Annotated in this window: 8 protein-coding genes; 1 reads left to right on the top strand and 7 read right to left on the bottom strand. The window is 58.7% G+C overall.

What is annotated here, in order from left to right; genetic code table 11:
* The first annotated feature begins 34 nt into the window (after positions 1-34).
* Positions 35-7,171: a TcdA/TcdB pore-forming domain-containing protein gene (locus ACI514_RS22245; RefSeq protein ID WP_405122391.1), complete on the top strand. Its 7,137-nt coding sequence runs from the start codon at positions 35-37 to the stop codon at positions 7,169-7,171.
* A 77-nt stretch (positions 7,172-7,248) separates the two neighbouring features.
* Here ACI514_RS22245 and ACI514_RS22240 read toward each other — a convergent pair whose 3' ends face one another.
* The 7 genes from ACI514_RS22240 to ACI514_RS22210 form a co-directional block, all read right to left on the bottom strand.
* Complete coding sequence (locus ACI514_RS22240; RefSeq protein ID WP_160055458.1) at positions 7,249-7,845, bottom strand: MarC family protein; 597 nt, start codon at positions 7,843-7,845, stop codon at positions 7,249-7,251.
* A gap of 64 nt (positions 7,846-7,909) precedes the next feature.
* Positions 7,910-10,687: a response regulator gene (locus ACI514_RS22235; protein ID WP_405122390.1), complete on the bottom strand. Its 2,778-nt coding sequence runs from the start codon at positions 10,685-10,687 to the stop codon at positions 7,910-7,912.
* Positions 10,688-10,786: 99 nt separating this feature from the next.
* Complete coding sequence (gene purD / locus ACI514_RS22230; protein ID WP_405122389.1) at positions 10,787-12,082, bottom strand: phosphoribosylamine--glycine ligase; 1,296 nt, start codon at positions 12,080-12,082, stop codon at positions 10,787-10,789.
* Between the two features lie 155 nt (positions 12,083-12,237).
* The gene (gene purH / locus ACI514_RS22225) at positions 12,238-13,845 is read right to left on the bottom strand and encodes a bifunctional phosphoribosylaminoimidazolecarboxamide formyltransferase/IMP cyclohydrolase (protein WP_007914589.1); all 1,608 of its coding nucleotides are present in this window, start codon (positions 13,843-13,845) and stop codon (positions 12,238-12,240) included.
* 83 nt (positions 13,846-13,928) lie between these two features.
* Positions 13,929-14,249 (bottom strand): DNA-binding transcriptional regulator Fis, encoded by a 321-nt coding sequence (gene fis, locus ACI514_RS22220; protein WP_002555375.1) that lies wholly within the window; start codon positions 14,247-14,249, stop codon positions 13,929-13,931.
* A complete protein-coding gene (gene dusB / locus ACI514_RS22215; RefSeq protein ID WP_116031736.1) occupies positions 14,246-15,256 on the bottom strand; it encodes a tRNA dihydrouridine synthase DusB in 1,011 nt (336 codons plus the stop codon). The genes fis and dusB overlap by 4 nt, the downstream gene beginning before the upstream one ends.
* A 185-nt stretch (positions 15,257-15,441) precedes the next feature.
* Entirely contained in the window at positions 15,442-16,725 is a 1,284-nt protein-coding gene (locus ACI514_RS22210; RefSeq protein ID WP_405122388.1) for a DUF3426 domain-containing protein, read from the bottom strand.
* Positions 16,726-16,738: the final 13 nt, after the last annotated feature.

The raw sequence follows: 16,738 nt of genomic DNA, 5'->3' as shown, positions 1-16,738 counted from the left end.
TTGCCTGACAATGTTTGATTTTATTTGAGTTTGAATGGGTCGTGTTTGCTCGTTAGTTTGGCCTCTCTTTTTTTTGCTGAGGCAAAACTCTGTGCAGAACATCAATAAGCTTGAAACTGTTGAAGTCAATTTCGAAAACGTTATAAATCTCGTAGACCTCCAGCAGGCTTTGTTGCCTTATGAGGGTTTCCCGGTTTACGAAGAGGTCATGCGTTATTACGATGCATGCCTGGAAAGAACGGGCTCATCAAGGTTGCTGGAGCCGGTAAGACTGTTGCGCCAGACACTGGAACCCCTGCGCCAAGGCAAGCGGAGCAAGCGTGGTGTGGGCTCGTCAACGGCCCGCGCGGATGAAACAGAACCGAATGTTTCAGATATTTATGACAAGGTCGAGAGTTTCGAATCTCTCGTTCAGTACAGTGCTGGGCTGGTCAATACCCCAGCGACGGAAGTCCCCAGGGTTGTGCACTTTGTATGGGTCGGTGGTGGTATCGGTGCCATTCAGCGAGATTATCTGAATGTGTGGAAACAGGTGCTTGCCGAGCACGGCTATACGTTCAATCTCTGGTACGACAGCGATGCACTGCTCGCATATCAAACCAACAAACTGATTGTTGAAGCTGCCAAGGCAGATGCTCTAAACCAGGTGGCTGGGAAAACCGTTTCCGAAAATGAACTGGCTTCTCTTTTTGAAGCTCGGGCAATTGTTTTGAAACAACAAATGGCGGCGCATATCAATGCAGCGGTCGCCAGAGGTGAGTTGGCTGATGATGCCCGGATTGATTTACTGACTCGCGCTTATGGTCAGGATGCCAACGTCCTGGAAGCGCTTAAGTCACGAAACCGCGAGAGCATAGAAGTGCAACTCGGTGATGGTTTTCAGTTACGTGATCTTGATGGCAGTGACAGGCTTATACAGTTGCAAGGTATTTACGAGCAGGAAACTCGCCTGCGCGGCAATCTCGCGGCAGCGTCTGATGTCGTTCGTGCCGAGGTCCTGTATGGCGAAGGCGGGAGCTATGCCGACGTCGATAATTTGCCGCCATTGCGTAAGAGTATCGGTGATACGGACATCAGCGCCTTTACCGATCCCCAGCGTTTGGGCGTATTGCAGCTCTTGCTCGACAAAAATCCGCACTGGATGCCAGGACGCGCGGCGATGCGTAGCAGTTATGGCAATCATGTCGACAACATCCCTCAGGCATCTCGCTCGGCGCTTGAGGCGTTTGCTCAAAGCCAGCCCGCCATGAGGCAAGTCTTCGAGCTTCCGGCAGATCGTCTGGTACGGCCGTTCGCTGTGCGGGCCGTGGCTCAGAACAGTTCGATCAATAACGCGTTTCTGATGGCTCATCCTCGCGCGGCAATGCTGCAAACCATTATTGGGCGCATTCGATTCAACTATGAGGTGGTCAATGACGCTATTCGCCGGGCAGCACAACAAAGAATAGCGTTGATCGATTCGACGAGTATGCAGCCATTGGCTGAAGAGTTTATTGCGAGCCGTTGGGGGCCTTTGATTGACCTGTCTTCAGAGCGTTCCATTTCTGCAGATTATCTGGCCTATTCGGCTGCGCGCTACTTCAGTGATGGTATTCGTCCGCAAAGCGAGAGCACCGTCTACCTCAGTGGCCCCCGTGCTGTCCGTGACGGCATGGACGATTTCGGGCGAATTCACCTGACCGAGCATGACGGGCAAATCCTTCGCGATGACGCATCCATTGCTCCGCGAGTCAGCGTTAATCGCGTCACGGAGGAGGAACTGGATCACTCCTGGAAAGAAAATGAGAATGATGCCGTGAAGTGGGTCAGCGGCGAGCAAGAGCGCTGGCAAAAGGGCCAGTACCGCACGCGCTACAGCGGTGATATGGCCGAGCTGCTCAAGGGCTCGGCCATCGAGTTCGAACAGGGCTGGCCATTGATCGAGGGAAGAGCGGTTCTGCTCTCCAGTGTATTGCAAGGTCTGATCGATGGACTCGGCGAGCCATTCATCAAGGCGATGCAGGAGCAGCACAGCGGTGTAATCAACTTTGAAGCCGCGCTGCCGCTGAGCTTTGGCGATCGTCAGTTGATCAAACAACAAGCCCACAATGCACTGCCTCCGGTGTTTCTTGGCGATGCACGGATTCAGGAACTGGGGCTGGACGAAGTATTGGTGGCAATGGGCAATGGCGAACTGGATGTTCTCCATCTCACGCCATTGCAGCGATTGTCACTCGGTGTTCTGTTGGGAATGGACTCACTGCACAGCATTAATTTCGAGAAATACAGCGTCGAACTCGACAACCTGGTCAACAGCTTTCACAAACTGGGGGTGTCGAGTCGTTATGCGGCGATTGAGCGACAGCTTTATCAACTCAAGGCTCCGGCATTTCTGAGTGGTCTGAATTTCGCTGCTGTCGAGTCTGAAGCCTCGCCAGCCAGTGCGCTGAGTCTGAAAAAGGCTGCACTGATGAAGGCGTATACCCAGCAGCAGTGGGGGCGATGTGCGGCGCAGATTCAGCAGGTCGCCACCAAGGAGCATCGTCTCCTGGTCGGCGAGAAACTGGACCAGGTACTCAGTGAATTCGATAGCGAATCCCGCAGCGTCAAACTGGTGCCTCAGGATTTGATGCTCAACGGTATCGGCGAGACGATTGGAGGACGTTGTTATCCATTGGCGTTGGTGATGAGCGCAGCCTTGACCGAAGGCGGGCTGGCCTCTCATCGATTGCGTGAGCGCTTTTATCTGGCGGCTCTTGAGCCGCAGCAAAGTGATTCGATCGCTTTTGGGCTCGCACTGGAAGAGCTTCGTGGTACTGCGTTGAGTGAAGTCGGCACACCGTTTGGCCACGCCGATCTGAAGCAGGTCGGCGCCGCTCTGGAGAGTCACACCGGTACTCGCACGATGATGCTCAACTCCGAAAACCATTCGATGCTGGTGGCGAAAACTGTAGTGGGTAACGTGGCGACTTACCATTTTTATGACCCCAATTTCGGTCTGTTCGAGTTCGAAAGCGCCGCCCAGTTACAACGTGCGCTCGAGCACTTTTTCGTACGTCAGAAAATGGCCGACTATTACGCAGCGTACGCTGGCGAAAACGGTCCTCGGTTCGATCTGGTGGAATTGCATGGCGATCAGATTTCGGCTTTGCACCTTTCAAGCGGTTTTGAGGTAGCAAAACTGCTCGGTCCGGATTCGCTGCCGAAGCAACCGCCTGGCAAGATTCGTCAGCGCCTTGACAGTGCGCATGGACGCTCGCTGATGGAAAACTCACACCTGGGGGCCAGTCTGTTGGGCCTGGACAGCCACTGGTGGGGACAGCAGATCGCCAGCGCCACGGCGGCGTTGCAAGAACTGCATACTGGGGTGACACCTTTGGTGCCATTGTTTGAAACCCTGCAGGTTACATCGCAGGGCCACTACCAACTGAGCCTGGTTGATCCCGCGAACCCCGAACACGTGGTCGAAGTGGTCAGCGATGACTACCGGCTGTTGCGCATCAAACACTGGTTGTCCGAGCAGTTTTCCACGCTGGCGCGCAAACCGCAGCAATCCGCCGGTGTGCCGGATCCGACCGAGGCTGGCAGCGTACACACGCTCAATGCCGGGTTTACGATTCAGGCTTTGATGAACGCGTTGCGCAATCGCGAAGGAGACGGACGCACATTGACCATGGCGGTACGTCTGCATGCTTACCTCAACTATGCGCAACTTTTGCATGGAAACGTGGTGGATGTGGTCGGCCTGATTCGACTGGTTCGCACCGCATTGAACGAGGTGAAGATCATTGCGCGCACCACTTCATCCGTCGTCGGTGAAGCCTTGGGGCATACGGCCAATGAAGGTGTCGGCGCCGTGTTGGGGCTGGCTAACGTCGGTTTTGATATTTATCAGCTTGGCAATGCACAGGATGGCGTTGAACAAGCGCAGTTCGGCACGCAACTGGCCTTCGACTCTGCCAGCCTCGCATTGACCGCAGGTGGCATCGGGGCCGCGTTGACTGGCGCGTCGACGGCCGCAGCGGTATTGGGTGGTGCCGGGGTGATCCTTGGCGGGCTGGCGGTAGGTGTCGCGGCGCTGGCCCAAGGCTTTGCTGTCATTGCTCGAGATGCGCAGGGCGTCGGCAACTTTTTCGCCGACATGGAGGAGGCTTATCGGGATGTCGGGTATCACTTCGATTCTGAGTTCGATGCCTGGATTGCCAACCCCGCATTGATCATCAAGCGAATTGATCTGGGGGCGGGCACGGTGTCGCTCGACAGTCCGAAGCTATACCCGTTGCGCAATCACTTCGGCGTAGCGGACTTCGATGCCGACTATTCCCGGGCGATTGATATCCGCAGTCAGTTGAAGCTGCCTGACCGGATCGGATTCACCCCGCCTGTCGCGCAACCGATCGTACTGCCTTGCACCCCGCAGACCTGCTACGGCTATGAGTATCAGGCGCTACCGTTCGCCAATTTACGCCACGACCGCGGCTTTGACACGGCAAGGCGTCTGGAGCAAAAGAAGCCTGACGGTGACTGGTTGTTTCTGTTCTCGTTTTACTCTTTTCCCTCCCATTACATCGTGCGGCGCCTGTTGCCCGATTATCGCGATACGCTCATCGAGGTTCAGTTGGATGGTATTGAGCGCACGCTGGTGATGCCGTCATTGCCGGATGTCTGGAAGGGCAAACTGACGTACAGGATCACCGGGTCCGGCAATGCCTGCGCACTGACGCTCAGTCGCGGTGGCAACGTCGAGCTGCATACACAGAGTTTGCAAGCGAGCCGTTGGCAGTTACACGCCACATGGGCCAATGAAGCCGACATTCGAATTGAGGCAACGAGCGAGCTTTACATCGGTGATGTGCAAGTGAAGCTTGGCGAGGGGGCCCACGAGGTGATGATCGGTACAGCCGACGGACAGATGTTCGGCATTGACTGGGCCAGACGCCAGTTGACCATCCTCGAGCAACGCGCGCCGTTTGGGCTCAATGAACAAGCATTGCTCGAACATTACAAATCTTTGGCTCAGGAGCATCGTCTGACACTGGCCTATACGCCAATCAGGGATTGGTTGATTCCATTCGAGTCGCCACATCAGCCGCGTTATGTCAGGGCCTGGTATGACGCGCAGGAAGACCGCTTTCTGTACATCCGCAACGAGCGTGCGGGTGAAACCGACAGTGCACAGCTGGCGTTGGTGAGCGGTGGCTTCGCCTGGTTTTGTGTGCCGGACAGCTACGATATCTGGCAGGTGGATGCGATCACAGGATTGCTCAAGAATCGCTATCGCTTATTGCTGGCGGAGGGCAAAAGCACCATCGGTGACTTGCAAGCGGATGAGCAGGGCACGATTCACTTCGTGCAGACCGTGGTGGGTGCGACGGGGACTCAGCTGTTCGGTTATCTGATTCACGATGGCCAACTGCTGTTGAGCTCCGTCACCTACGAGCAGAATCGCGAGTTGCAGGCGAAGGTTTTCGCCGACAAGACGCTGAAGGACTGGTCAGTGGTGCTGGGCACGTACCTGACGCCCCGCGCCGTGTCGGCGGTGGATGGCTTTTCGACGCTTGACTGGCAGCCGGCACCGTATGTTTCGGTCTGTTGGGCATTCGATCCTGACAAGCGCGACCTGGTGTGGGTGCGCAGCCGTGACCGGCTTTTGATCCACCCGCTGCCTTTGCCCCGTCATGCCCGTGGCTGGCACGACTCGATCAAGAACCTGAGCGACATGGTGCTGTTGCCGATGGCGGACGAAAGCGATCTGTATTTCATCTACAACCGTCTCGATCAGACGCTCTGTCGTCTGCAAATGACCGCGCAACAGGGGCTGGTGCAATGGTCGCACCGATGGGTTGAACCTGAGGGGCTGAAGCAGGTGATGGCTGTCGAAAATGGCTACCTGGTCCTGGACGATCAAGGCCGGTTCTTCAATCTGACAATGTCAGGAGAATTGCAGTTGGGTGGGGTCGGTGAGCAGTGGCTGAAGGATCACAGCCATTGGTGGCAGGCGCTGGAGCCGCTAGCCAGGCGCTATTCGATGGACAGTTTTGCCATCATCGGCTTAAAAAACGCCACGGGAGACGGTTACCTCAACGCTTGGTACATCAACGATCATTTGCTGCTGTGTGATCTTGGCCGCGACAAGTCTGTACGCCTGCTGGGCGTGACGCCGGACAACCGATCGGGCTGGTTGTTTGATCTGGCCAGCGGTGCAATCTGGAGCCAGGAACTGGTCGAGCCACAGTCGCTGGTCGATGCGTTTGATGAAGGCGCGCAGTTGCTGCATACGGACGGGTTGCCGACGCCCGGACAGGATTGGGCCGATTGGCGGTTTGCCGAAGTGTCCATCGAAGGCGCCGGGTTAACAGGAACGACGGTGGACGGTGTCTCGCTGAGGTTGAGTTACCTCGAGCCTGAAGTGATTACCGGTGTCAGTCAGGACTGGGTTAATGCGCAGCACGAGCCGTTGGTTGAGCGACTGCAAACGTTGCTGAGCGATGTGGATCATGAAACATTCGTACTCGTCGAGTCTGCGCCCGGCAGTTTGCAATGGTATGACTCGCAAAGCGCGAGACTGATAAAACTTGCCGACAAAATGCTGCCCACCGAACCCGTACTGCTGGGTACGCAGCAACGCTCGAATGTGCTGCTGCACGACCGGCGCGAGGGAGGCCTGAACGTCTATCCGGGACGAAGAAGCATTGGTACGTTTGACTACCTGGAGCGAAACGCTCAGGTACTGACCGTTGAGGGAAGCAACAGGCTGGATGATCTACTGCCGTTGATCCCCGATGACGTGACGACCCTGATTCTGCGAATGGGTCAGGGTCATGTGACTTGCCGGTTGTCGAAAGCCGCCTGGCTGAAGCTGGATTCGTTGATCATCGACTGTCGGCATGCGCTGGGCGAAGTACCGGCAGTACCGGGAAAGCTGATCTGGGATTTCGATTCGCCGCACAAGCTGTTGTTCGAGATCGTCGGGGAGCATTTGTTGATCGTCGATCCTGATACGGAACACAGCCTGATCTTTCGTGATGTGTGCTCCGCTGACTCCGCCTTGCGCGGAGAAGTGTATCTGGCCTTCAAGGACCAGCAATCACATGCGATATCGACGTGGGTGCGGCGATTGCAGGCGCGAACCGAGCGCAGCGCTCGGGTGACGATGCAGACGCTATTGGCAAAACCGTATTTCGCGGACTGACCAGGCAATTGGGTAAAGCGCCGCAAACGGTTTCGTTTGCGGCGTTTTTCCATACACCCTTGTTGCTAAACCAACGCTCAGGGCACCAGATAACCTTTGACCCCGGTAAAAATGATCTGCGCCGCCAGGGCGCAGACGAACAAACCCATCAAACGGCTGACGATCTGCAACCCCTGATCACCCAGAATCCGCTCGATGCGATTCGACAGATACAGCACCACACCTACGGTGAAACTGGCCAGCGCAATACTCATGATCGCGGTGAGTTTGTCATCCCAATGCGGCTGGCTGATACCCATCACCAGCAAGGCACCGATGGTGCCCGGGCCGACGGTCAGCGGGATGGTCAGCGGGACGATTGTGACGTCCTGCTGCACATTGTCGGCCTGTACCGCCGGTTTGCCCTGTGCCATGCCCAGCGCCGAAATGAACAGCACACTGCCCGCGCCGATGCGAAATGCATCCACGGTGATGCCGAACACATCGAAAATCACCCGCCCGAACAAATACAGCAAGACGCTGGAGACCAGCGTCGCCAGTGCAACTTTCCAGGCCAGGCGGCGTTGCTCCTTGCGCGAATAACCGCGGGTCAGGCTGATAAAGCAGGACAGCACGAAGAACGGGCTGTAGAGCACCAGCATCTTCAGGTAAACGCTGAACAACACATGGAGCATGGTGCAAGCTCACTGGCGAGGGAAGTCGTGGGGGAGTCTATCAGGCGCTACGAGGCCTGTGGGCTCAGGAGGTTGGCGTCGTGGCCCGGTTCTGCTGATCACGCTGGGCCACCCAGTGCTCGATCAGCTCGCGCAATTGCGACAACTCCACTGGCTTGGACATGTGCCCATCCATCCCGGCCTGACGCGCGCGCTCCTTGTGCTCGGCGAGGATATGCGCCGTCAATGCCACGATCGGTGTGCGAATGCGTTGGTTGCTGACTTCCCAGGCGCGCAGTTGCTGGGTCGCCGAGAAACCATCGAGGATCGGCATTTCGCAGTCCATCAGCACCAGGTCGTAACGCTGGGCTTTCATCGCCTGCAGCGCTTCTTCGCCGTTGGCGGCGGTGTCCGGTTGCAGGTTGAGCTTGCCGAGCATGCCGCGAATCACCTTGGTCGAAATCGTGTTGTCTTCGGCGACGAGGATGCGGAAATCGCTAGGCACTTTGGCGGCCGTGGCCGGGGTGACCACTTGCGGCTGAAACACCACTTGGCCTTTGTTGCGCTGATTGAGTTCGTCGGCCAGCGTAGTCTTGAGGGTGTAGCCGGCCACCGGTTTGGCGAGGATGCGTTTGATTCCCGAGTTGCGCGCGATGATCTTGCTCGGCGCATTGCTGATGCCGGTGAGCATGATCAGCAGGATGTCGTGGTTGAGGCTTGGGTCTTCCTTGATCTTGGCCGCAAGCTGCATGCCGGTCATGCCCGGCATGTTCTGATCGAGCAGCACCACATCAAAGTAATCACGCAGGTGCGCTTTGGTTCGCAGCAAGGCCAACGCTTCCTTGCCGGAAGGCACGGCGCTGACATTCAGCCCCCACGCACTGCATTGCTGGACCAGCACTTTGCGGCAGGTGTCGTTGTCGTCGACCACCAGCACCCGCGCGCCTTGCAGCGGACTGTCGAGATCGGAGGTCGGGTGTTCGAGGCGATCGGGATCCAGTGGCAGGGTCAGCCACAAGGTGCTGCCCTGACTGGCGCCACTCTTGATGCCGAATTCGCCCTGCATCAAACGGATCAGTTGTCGTGCGATCACCAGCCCCAGATTGCCGCCCAGGCGGTTGGCCGAGAGGAAGTGTTTGCTGTGCAGTTCGGCGTGCATCAGTGCGTCGCGCTCTTCCTGCTCCATTGGCGCGCCACTGTCCTGCACGGCGATGCGCAGGCGTGGCTTGCTGCTGCGTTCGTCGAGCGCGACGACGATCAGCACTTCGCCTTCATCGGTTTTTTTCAGGGCGTTTTCCAGCAGGCTCAGCAAGGTCTGACGCAGACGCGTCGGGTCACCGCTGATCACCCGTGGCACTTGCGGCTGGATGAAGCTGATCAGCTCGACGTTCTGTTGTTCGGCCTTGGCCCGGTAGATGCTCAGGCAGTCATCGATCAGGGCATTAAGGTCGAACTGAACGTCGTCCAGTTCGATCTGGCCCGATTCGAGCTTGGAGATGTCGAGGATCTCGTTGATCAGCGTCAGCAGTTCGTTGCCGGCGCTGTGGATGGTCTGCACGTAGTCGCGTTGCTTGACCGACAGCGGCGTACCCAGCAGCAGTTCGGTCATGCCCAGCACGCCGTTCATCGGCGTGCGGATTTCGTGGCTGATCTTGGCAAGGAACTCGGCTTTTGCGTTGATCTCGGCATTGCTTGCGGCGAGGTCGCGGCTGACGCTGAAACGGCTTTCGGTGATGCTGCGCTGACGCTCACCCAGGGCGATGCTCATCAACAGGCCGCTGATGCAGATGAACGCCATCAGGGTCATGATCAAGCCTTGCGGCGACACCAGCGTCAGCCCCAGCAAGGCCGGAAGAATGATCAGCGTGCCGATGTTGAACACCACCATCGCCGCGACGAACAACCGCGCCGGGCGGTAGCCCTTCTGCCAGTGAAAGAACGCGACGAACAACATGCTCAGGCCGGCGAGTGCTACCAGTGCATAGGTGATGATGTTCAGCGGCAGAGTGTTGACGAACAACAGCAACAGGCTGCAGGTCACGATAAACAGGATGTCGCCAATCAACAGTTTGTTCAGCGGGTGCGGGCCGAGCGGGGCGAAGAAGCGATAGGCGAACATCAATCCGGCCGGGGCGGTCAGCAACAGTGCCAGATAGGCGCCCGGCGTCTGCACCGCATGCCAGTTCGGCAACCAAGGCCCGGCGAGGTTGAGCAACAGCAACAGACTGAGGCCCAACAGGCCTTCGCAGACTGCCAGCCACAGGCTGCTGCGCGAGCGGGAGTAGGCGTAGCGCACCAGGTTGTGCAACAGCAGCATGCCGAGACAGCCGAACAGTAAACCGAAGACCAGCGTCTGATTGTGGTTGGCCGCGCTCATCACCGCCGATTGCAGAGTGACATGCGGGCGCAACTGATGGTCGGAGACCAGACGCAGATAGACGTCGAGAGGTTTGTCGCTCAGCGGCAGTGGCAGCATTAAGTCGCTGCTCGGCAACGGCCGTTCGGCCTGTGGCTGATCTGTGCCGGTGTTGCGTTGTTCGATCAGCTTGTCACCGTCGAGCACATAGAGGCTGAGCTTTGACAGATCAGGGGCGAAGATGCGCAGCACTTGTTCGTGCTTGCCCGGCGCCAGGCGGAAACGCAGCCACAAGGCGCCATCGGGCTCGGACGCGGTGAGGCGATCAAGGTCGATGGGGCTGAATTGATTGGTGTAGCGAGCGGAGCGGATATCGCTCAGTTGCAGATTGCCCTGATCGTCAAGCAATACCGACCAGCCACTGCCTTGTGCGGCCTGGGCCGGGAGCATGCAGAGCAAGGTCAGCAACGTGACGGTGAAGCTTATGGCAATCCTGAGCCAGCGCACGGCGAAATCCCTTCGTAGGTTGATGCCAGAATATAACGATGCGCGGCGGCGGAACAGCCCGGCGAGGAACGGTATCCCTCGCCGGACTTGATCGACAGCTTATTCCTGGGTTTCGCCACGTTCACGGGCAATGGCGCGGTAGCCAATGTCCTTGCGGTAGAAGCAGCCTTCCCAGTCGATGGCGGCCGCCAGCTTGTAGGCTTGCTGCTGCGCTTCACCGACGCTGGCGCCCATTGCGGTGGCGCACAGTACGCGACCACCAGCGGTGACGACGTTGCCATCGTTCAGCGCGGTGCCGGCGTGGAAGACTTTGCCTTCCAGGCTGGCGGCTGCATCCAGACCGTTGATCGTCGCGCCCTTGGCGTAATCGCCCGGGTAGCCGCCAGCGGCCAGCACGATGCCGACACTCGGACGTGGATCCCACTGTGCTTCAACCTTGTCCAGCGCTTGCGCCAGGGCGGCTTCGACCAGCAGCACCAGGCTCGATTGCAGGCGCAGCATCACCGGTTGGGTTTCCGGATCGCCGAAGCGGCAGTTGAACTCGATAACCTTCGGGTTACCGGCCTTGTCGATCATCAGACCGGCATACAGGAAACCGGTGTAGATGTTGCCTTCTTCGGCCATGCCGCGCACGGTCGGCCAGATCACCAGATCCATCACGCGCTTGTGCACATCGGCGGTGACCACCGGGGCAGGGGAGTAAGCACCCATGCCGCCCGTGTTCGGGCCGCTGTCGCCGTCGCCAACACGCTTGTGATCCTGGCTGGTGGCCATCGGCAGCACGTTTTTGCCGTCGACCATGACGATGAACGAAGCTTCTTCGCCGTCGAGGAATTCTTCGATCACCACGCGCGAACCGGCGTCACCGAAAGCGTTGCCGGCGAGCATGTCGCGCACGGCGTCTTCGGCTTCGGCGAGGGTCATGGCGACGATCACGCCTTTACCGGCGGCCAGGCCATCGGCCTTGATCACAATCGGCGCGCCTTTTTCACGCAGATAAGCCAGGGCTGGCTCGATCTCGGTGAAGTTCTGGTAGTCGGCGGTCGGGATCTTGTGGCGCGCGAGGAAATCCTTGGTGAAGGCTTTCGATCCTTCCAGTTGCGCGGCACCGGCGGTTGGGCCGAAGCAGTCCAGACCACGCGAGCGGAACAGATCAACGACGCCAGCCACCAGCGGCACTTCCGGACCAACGATGGTCAGCGAAACGTTTTTCTCGGCGAAGTCGGCCAGTTGCTCAAGGGCCAGCACGTCGATGGCGACGTTCTCGCACTTGGCTTCGATGGCGGTGCCAGCGTTGCCCGGTGCGACGAAAACTTTCTGCACGCGCGGATCCTGAGCCACTTTCCAGGCCAGTGCGTGTTCACGGCCACCGCTGCCAATGATCAAAACATTCATTTCAAAAACCTCGGATGACGCTAATTCTGTTGAGCGCCGCAGGGACGCTTTTCTGTAGGAGTGAGCCTGCTCGCGATTGCAGTGTGTCAGTCACTGCAGCTTTGACTGATCAATGGCTATCGCGAGCAGGCTCACTCCTACATTGGAACGTGTTCTTAGTGACGGAAGTGGCGCATGCCGGTGAACACCATCGCGATACCGGCTTCGTCAGCGGCGGCAATCACTTCAGCATCACGCATCGAACCACCCGGCTGGATCACCGCAGTGATACCGACTTTGGCCGCGTTATCCAGACCGTCGCGGAACGGGAAGAACGCGTCCGAGGCCATCACCGAACCGGCAACTTGCAGGCCAGCGTGCTCAGCCTTGATCGCGGCAATACGTGCCGAGTTTACGCGGCTCATCTGGCCAGCGCCGACACCGATGGTCTGACGGTTCTTGGCGTAGACGATGGCGTTGGACTTCACGTACTTGGCGACTTTCCAGGCGAAGATCAGGTCGTGGATTTCCTGTTCGGTCGGCGCGCGTTTGGTCACCACTTTCAGGTCATCGGCGCTGATCATGCCGATGTCACGGCTCTGTACCAGCAGGCCGCCGTTGACGCGCTTGTAGTCCCACGCTGCGGCGCGGTCAGCCGACCACTCGCCGCAGGCCAGCAGGCGCACGTTGGCTTTGGCCGCGACGATGGCGCGGGCTTCTTCGCTGACGCTCGGGGCAATGATCACTTCAACGAACTGACGCTCGACGATCGCTTTGGCGGTCTCGGCATCCAGTTCACGGTTGAAGGCGATGATGCCGCCGAATGCCGATTCAGTATCAGTCGCGTACGCCAGTTCGTAGGCCTGACGAATACCGCCTTCAGCGTCCGGGCTGACCGCCACGCCGCACGGGTTGGCGTGCTTTACGATCACGCAGGCTGGCTTGACGAAGCTCTTCACGCATTCCAGCGCAGCGTCGGTGTCGGCCACGTTGTTGTACGAAAGCTCTTTGCCTTGCAGTTGGGTCGCGGTGGCGATGCCGACTTCGGCAGGCTTGGCTTCAACGTAGAACGCCGCGCTCTGGTGCGGGTTCTCGCCGTAGCGCATTTCCTGAGCCTTGATGAACTGGCTGTTGAAGGTGCGCGGGAATTCGCTGCGGCCTTCGGTGCTCAGGGTTTCAGCCGCCTGATTCACGGTGCCCATGTAGTTGGCGATCATGCCGTCGTAGGCAGCGGTGTGTTCAAAAGCCTTGAGCATCAGGTCGAAACGCTGAGCGTAGGTCAGGCCGCCGGCCTTGAGGCCTTCCAGGACGCTGGCGTAATCGCTGGCATTTACCACGATCGCTACGTCTTTATGGTTTTTTGCTGCCGAACGGACCATGGTCGGGCCGCCGATGTCGATGTTCTCGATCGCGGTCGGCAGGTCGCAGCCTGGCTTGTTGATGGTGGCTTCGAACGGATAGAGGTTGACTGCAACCAGATCGATCGGCTTGATGCCGTGCTCGCTCATGATCGCGTCGTCGATACCACGACGACCGAGGATGCCGCCGTGGATTTTCGGGTGCAGGGTTTTCACCCGACCGTCCATCATCTCGGCGAAACCGGTGTAATCCGCGACTTCCACTGCGGCAACACCGTTGTCGCGCAGCAGCTTGAACGTCCCGCCGGTGGAGAGGATCTCGACGCCCAGAGCTTCGAGCTCCTTGGCGAATTCGAGGATCCCGGTCTTGTCGGAAACGCTGATCAAGGCGCGGCGGATCGGCAGGCGGGTAGTCTGGTCGGTCATCTCAATTTCCATCAAAAGCAAAGGAAGTCAGCAAAAAAGGCGACCGTTTTTTACGCGGGCGCCTTTCTGGTTTGATTGAATGCTTACAGCAGATCGTACTGCTTGAGTTTCTTGCGCAGCGTGCCGCGGTTAAGCCCCAGCAGCTCACTGGCCTTGGTCTGGTTGCCCTTGACGTAGTTCATCACGCTTTCGAGCAGGGGAGCCTCGACTTCGGAGAGCACCAGGTTGTACACATCCGTGACGGACGCGCCCTCAAGGTGGGCGAAATAATTGTGCAGCGCCTTCTCGACACTCCCGCGAAGGGTCTGACCTTCTTCGCTCGGGGTATTGAGGTGCTGTTTCAAATTCACGTTGTCGCTCACGGGTGTTGTTCCACTCACTAAAGTCTCGGTCATCATCGTCATGCGGCCACCCCTTCTTCGTCCCCTGTCAGGCTCTTGTAACGCTCGGCGAAGAACTCCCGAACGTTGGCGCATTGTGTTTCCGTACCATCCAAACGATTGAAGTGGGCGCGAAACTCCCTGGCGCCCGGCAAGGTTGCGAGATACCAGCCCACATGCTTGCGCGCAATGCGCACGCCCATCACATCCCCATAGAAAGCGTGAAGTGCGGCCAGATGCTCTAGCAGTATGTGTTCCACCTCGATCAGCTCCGGCGCCGGCAATTTCTCGCCGGTACGCAGGAAGTGTTCGATCTCGCGAAAAATCCATGGCCGCCCTTGGGCGGCGCGGCCTACCAACAGGCCATCGGCACCGGTCGCGTCAAGGACGTAACGGGCCTTTTCCGGCGAGTCGATATCGCCATTGGCAAACACCGGGATCGACACGGCCTGCTTGATCGCGGCAATCGTGTCGTACTCGGCTTCACCCTTGTAAAGATCGGCGCGAGTGCGGCCATGCACTGCCAGCGCGGTGATCCCGGCCTGCTCGGCGATCTTCGCCACGGTCAGACCGTTCTTGTTGTCGCGATCCCAACCGGTGCGGATCTTCAGGGTGACCGGCACATCAACCGCAGCCACAACGGCCTGCAGGATCTCGGTGACCAATGCTTCATCTTTCAACAGCGCGGAACCGGCGGCCTTGTTGCAGACCTTCTTCGCCGGGCAACCCATGTTGATATCAATAATCTGTGCGCCCAGTTCGACGTTGGCCCGGGCCGCGTCTGCCAGCATCTGTGCATCACCACCGGCAATCTGTACCGAGCGTGGCTCGGGATCGCCTTCGTGGATCATGCGCATGCGCGACTTGCGGGTGTTCCACAGGCTCATGTCACTGGTGACCATTTCCGAGACTACAAGCCCTGCGCCCAAACGCTTGCACAGCTGACGAAAGGGCTGATCGGTGACCCCCGCCATCGGGGCGAGAATCAAGCCGTTCTGCAATGTGTATGGGCCGATGCGTACCGCCGACATAGGACTTCCCTGAGGTGGGGCCGGATCATGAGAGTTCGAAAAAGGGTTGGCATGATACCCGCTCTCGATGACTGGATAAAGGCTGAATTGAACAAAATCTGAACAGTTATTCTGTTATCGCCACCGGTTTGGTTGTGGGTAGCAAAGTCAGAAAACCGCCGTCAATTCGAAAGCGACGCAGGCATTCACTCGGGCGAGTGGAAACTCAGGCTGTAATTCACCGCTTTGGGGCCTGGATCGAGAATATCCAGCGCGATGTGGATCGGCGTCTGCGGCGGCATTTCCGCCAGACCTTCGAGGTCTCCTCTCAGGTATTCGCCGGGTTTGAAGCGACGACTGGCAATCAGGTGGCCGTTGAGGTCGGCGAAGCGCAGTTCCAGTAATGGAAACGGCTGAGAGAACGTCGCACGGTTGTAAATGATCGCATCGACCACCAGCGCGCCGTTGAACTCCGGGTGGCTGCGCACCACCAGATTGCTGCTCTTGATTCGGGCGATATCGACTTTGGACGGCACCGTGCAGCCGATCTGCGGGCAGATTTGCTGAAACCACGGGCGGTATTGATCCTGGCGCGCCAGTTCATCGAAGTGATAAGAGATGTACTGCGCAGCCAGCCCACCTGCCGCCAGCAAGACCAACACCAGCCAAAGCAAGCGACGACCCCACGGCGAGCGGCGTTTCTGCCAGTCCAGTTGCAGCGGGTCGTCGGTCAGGTCCTGCAGGACTTCGGCGCGTACGCCGGGTTCTGCGCGCTCGCGTTTTTTGCGCAGCGGCTCAATCGATGGCAAATCATCGTCATCGGGTTTGTCATTGGCCGACAAGCGTTCGCGGCGGGCATTTGGGTCGATCGGGTCGTGCAGGCGCAGATGCGGGATCGCTGGCTCGTCATCCAGATCCACCGGTTCCAGCGACAGCGAAGGCTCGGTGCGCTCGGATTTGACCGGTTCAATGTCGTCGATCTGCGGCTCGTCTTCCGGCTCAGGCAGCCGCTCGTCGGCAGGCTCGCTGAACAGACTGCCCGGCCATGCCGCGTCATCCGGCTCCGGGCTGTCGCGACGGGCACTCAGGGAGTCTTCGCGCGCGCGTCCGAGTTCGGTGGCGGGCTGGATTTCCCGTTGTTCGAGACGGGCCAGTTCTTCATCCAGATCGAGGCTGTCGAGATCAAGCGCCGAGGCGCTCCACTGCTTTTGGCTGATGGCGCGCGGTGCCGCAGGCTCCATGGCTGGTGGCTCGACAACTGGCGGCGCTGCAATGCTCGACGCCGCCTCGACAGGCAGTTCGGCGAGCGGCGGCGCAACCGGCGTCACCGCGTCCTTGCCTGCATGTTGTTCCAGCAGCTGTTTGGCGGCGTTGAACACTTGCAGGCAGGAGCCGCAGCGAACCACCCCGCGGGCCACGCTCAATTGAGCATGGCTGACACGAAAACTGGTTTGGCAGTGCGGGCACTGGGTGACGAAACTGTCGGTCATGCGGCGATCCGGT

The sequence above is a fragment of the Pseudomonas sp. M20 genome, assembly GCF_045037865.1.
Classification (GTDB): domain Bacteria; phylum Pseudomonadota; class Gammaproteobacteria; order Pseudomonadales; family Pseudomonadaceae; genus Aquipseudomonas.
This window is presented reverse-complemented; position numbering and strand designations above follow the sequence as displayed.

What these genes read in the sequence shown, in the direction of transcription:
- dusB (WP_116031736.1), bottom strand. Translation starts at nt 15,256, where the DNA reads ATGTCGGCGGTACGCATCGGCCCATACACATTGCAGAACGGCTTGATT.
- purH (WP_007914589.1), bottom strand. Translation starts at nt 13,845, where the DNA reads ATGACCGACCAGACTACCCGCCTGCCGATCCGCCGCGCCTTGATCAGC.
- fis (WP_002555375.1), bottom strand. Translation starts at nt 14,249, where the DNA reads ATGACGATGATGACCGAGACTTTAGTGAGTGGAACAACACCCGTGAGC.
- ACI514_RS22240 (WP_160055458.1), bottom strand. Translation starts at nt 7,845, where the DNA reads ATGCTCCATGTGTTGTTCAGCGTTTACCTGAAGATGCTGGTGCTCTAC.
- ACI514_RS22210 (WP_405122388.1), bottom strand. Translation starts at nt 16,725, where the DNA reads ATGACCGACAGTTTCGTCACCCAGTGCCCGCACTGCCAAACCAGTTTT.
- purD (WP_405122389.1), bottom strand. Translation starts at nt 12,082, where the DNA reads ATGAATGTTTTGATCATTGGCAGCGGTGGCCGTGAACACGCACTGGCC.
- ACI514_RS22245 (WP_405122391.1), top strand. Translation starts at nt 35, where the DNA reads ATGGGTCGTGTTTGCTCGTTAGTTTGGCCTCTCTTTTTTTTGCTGAGG.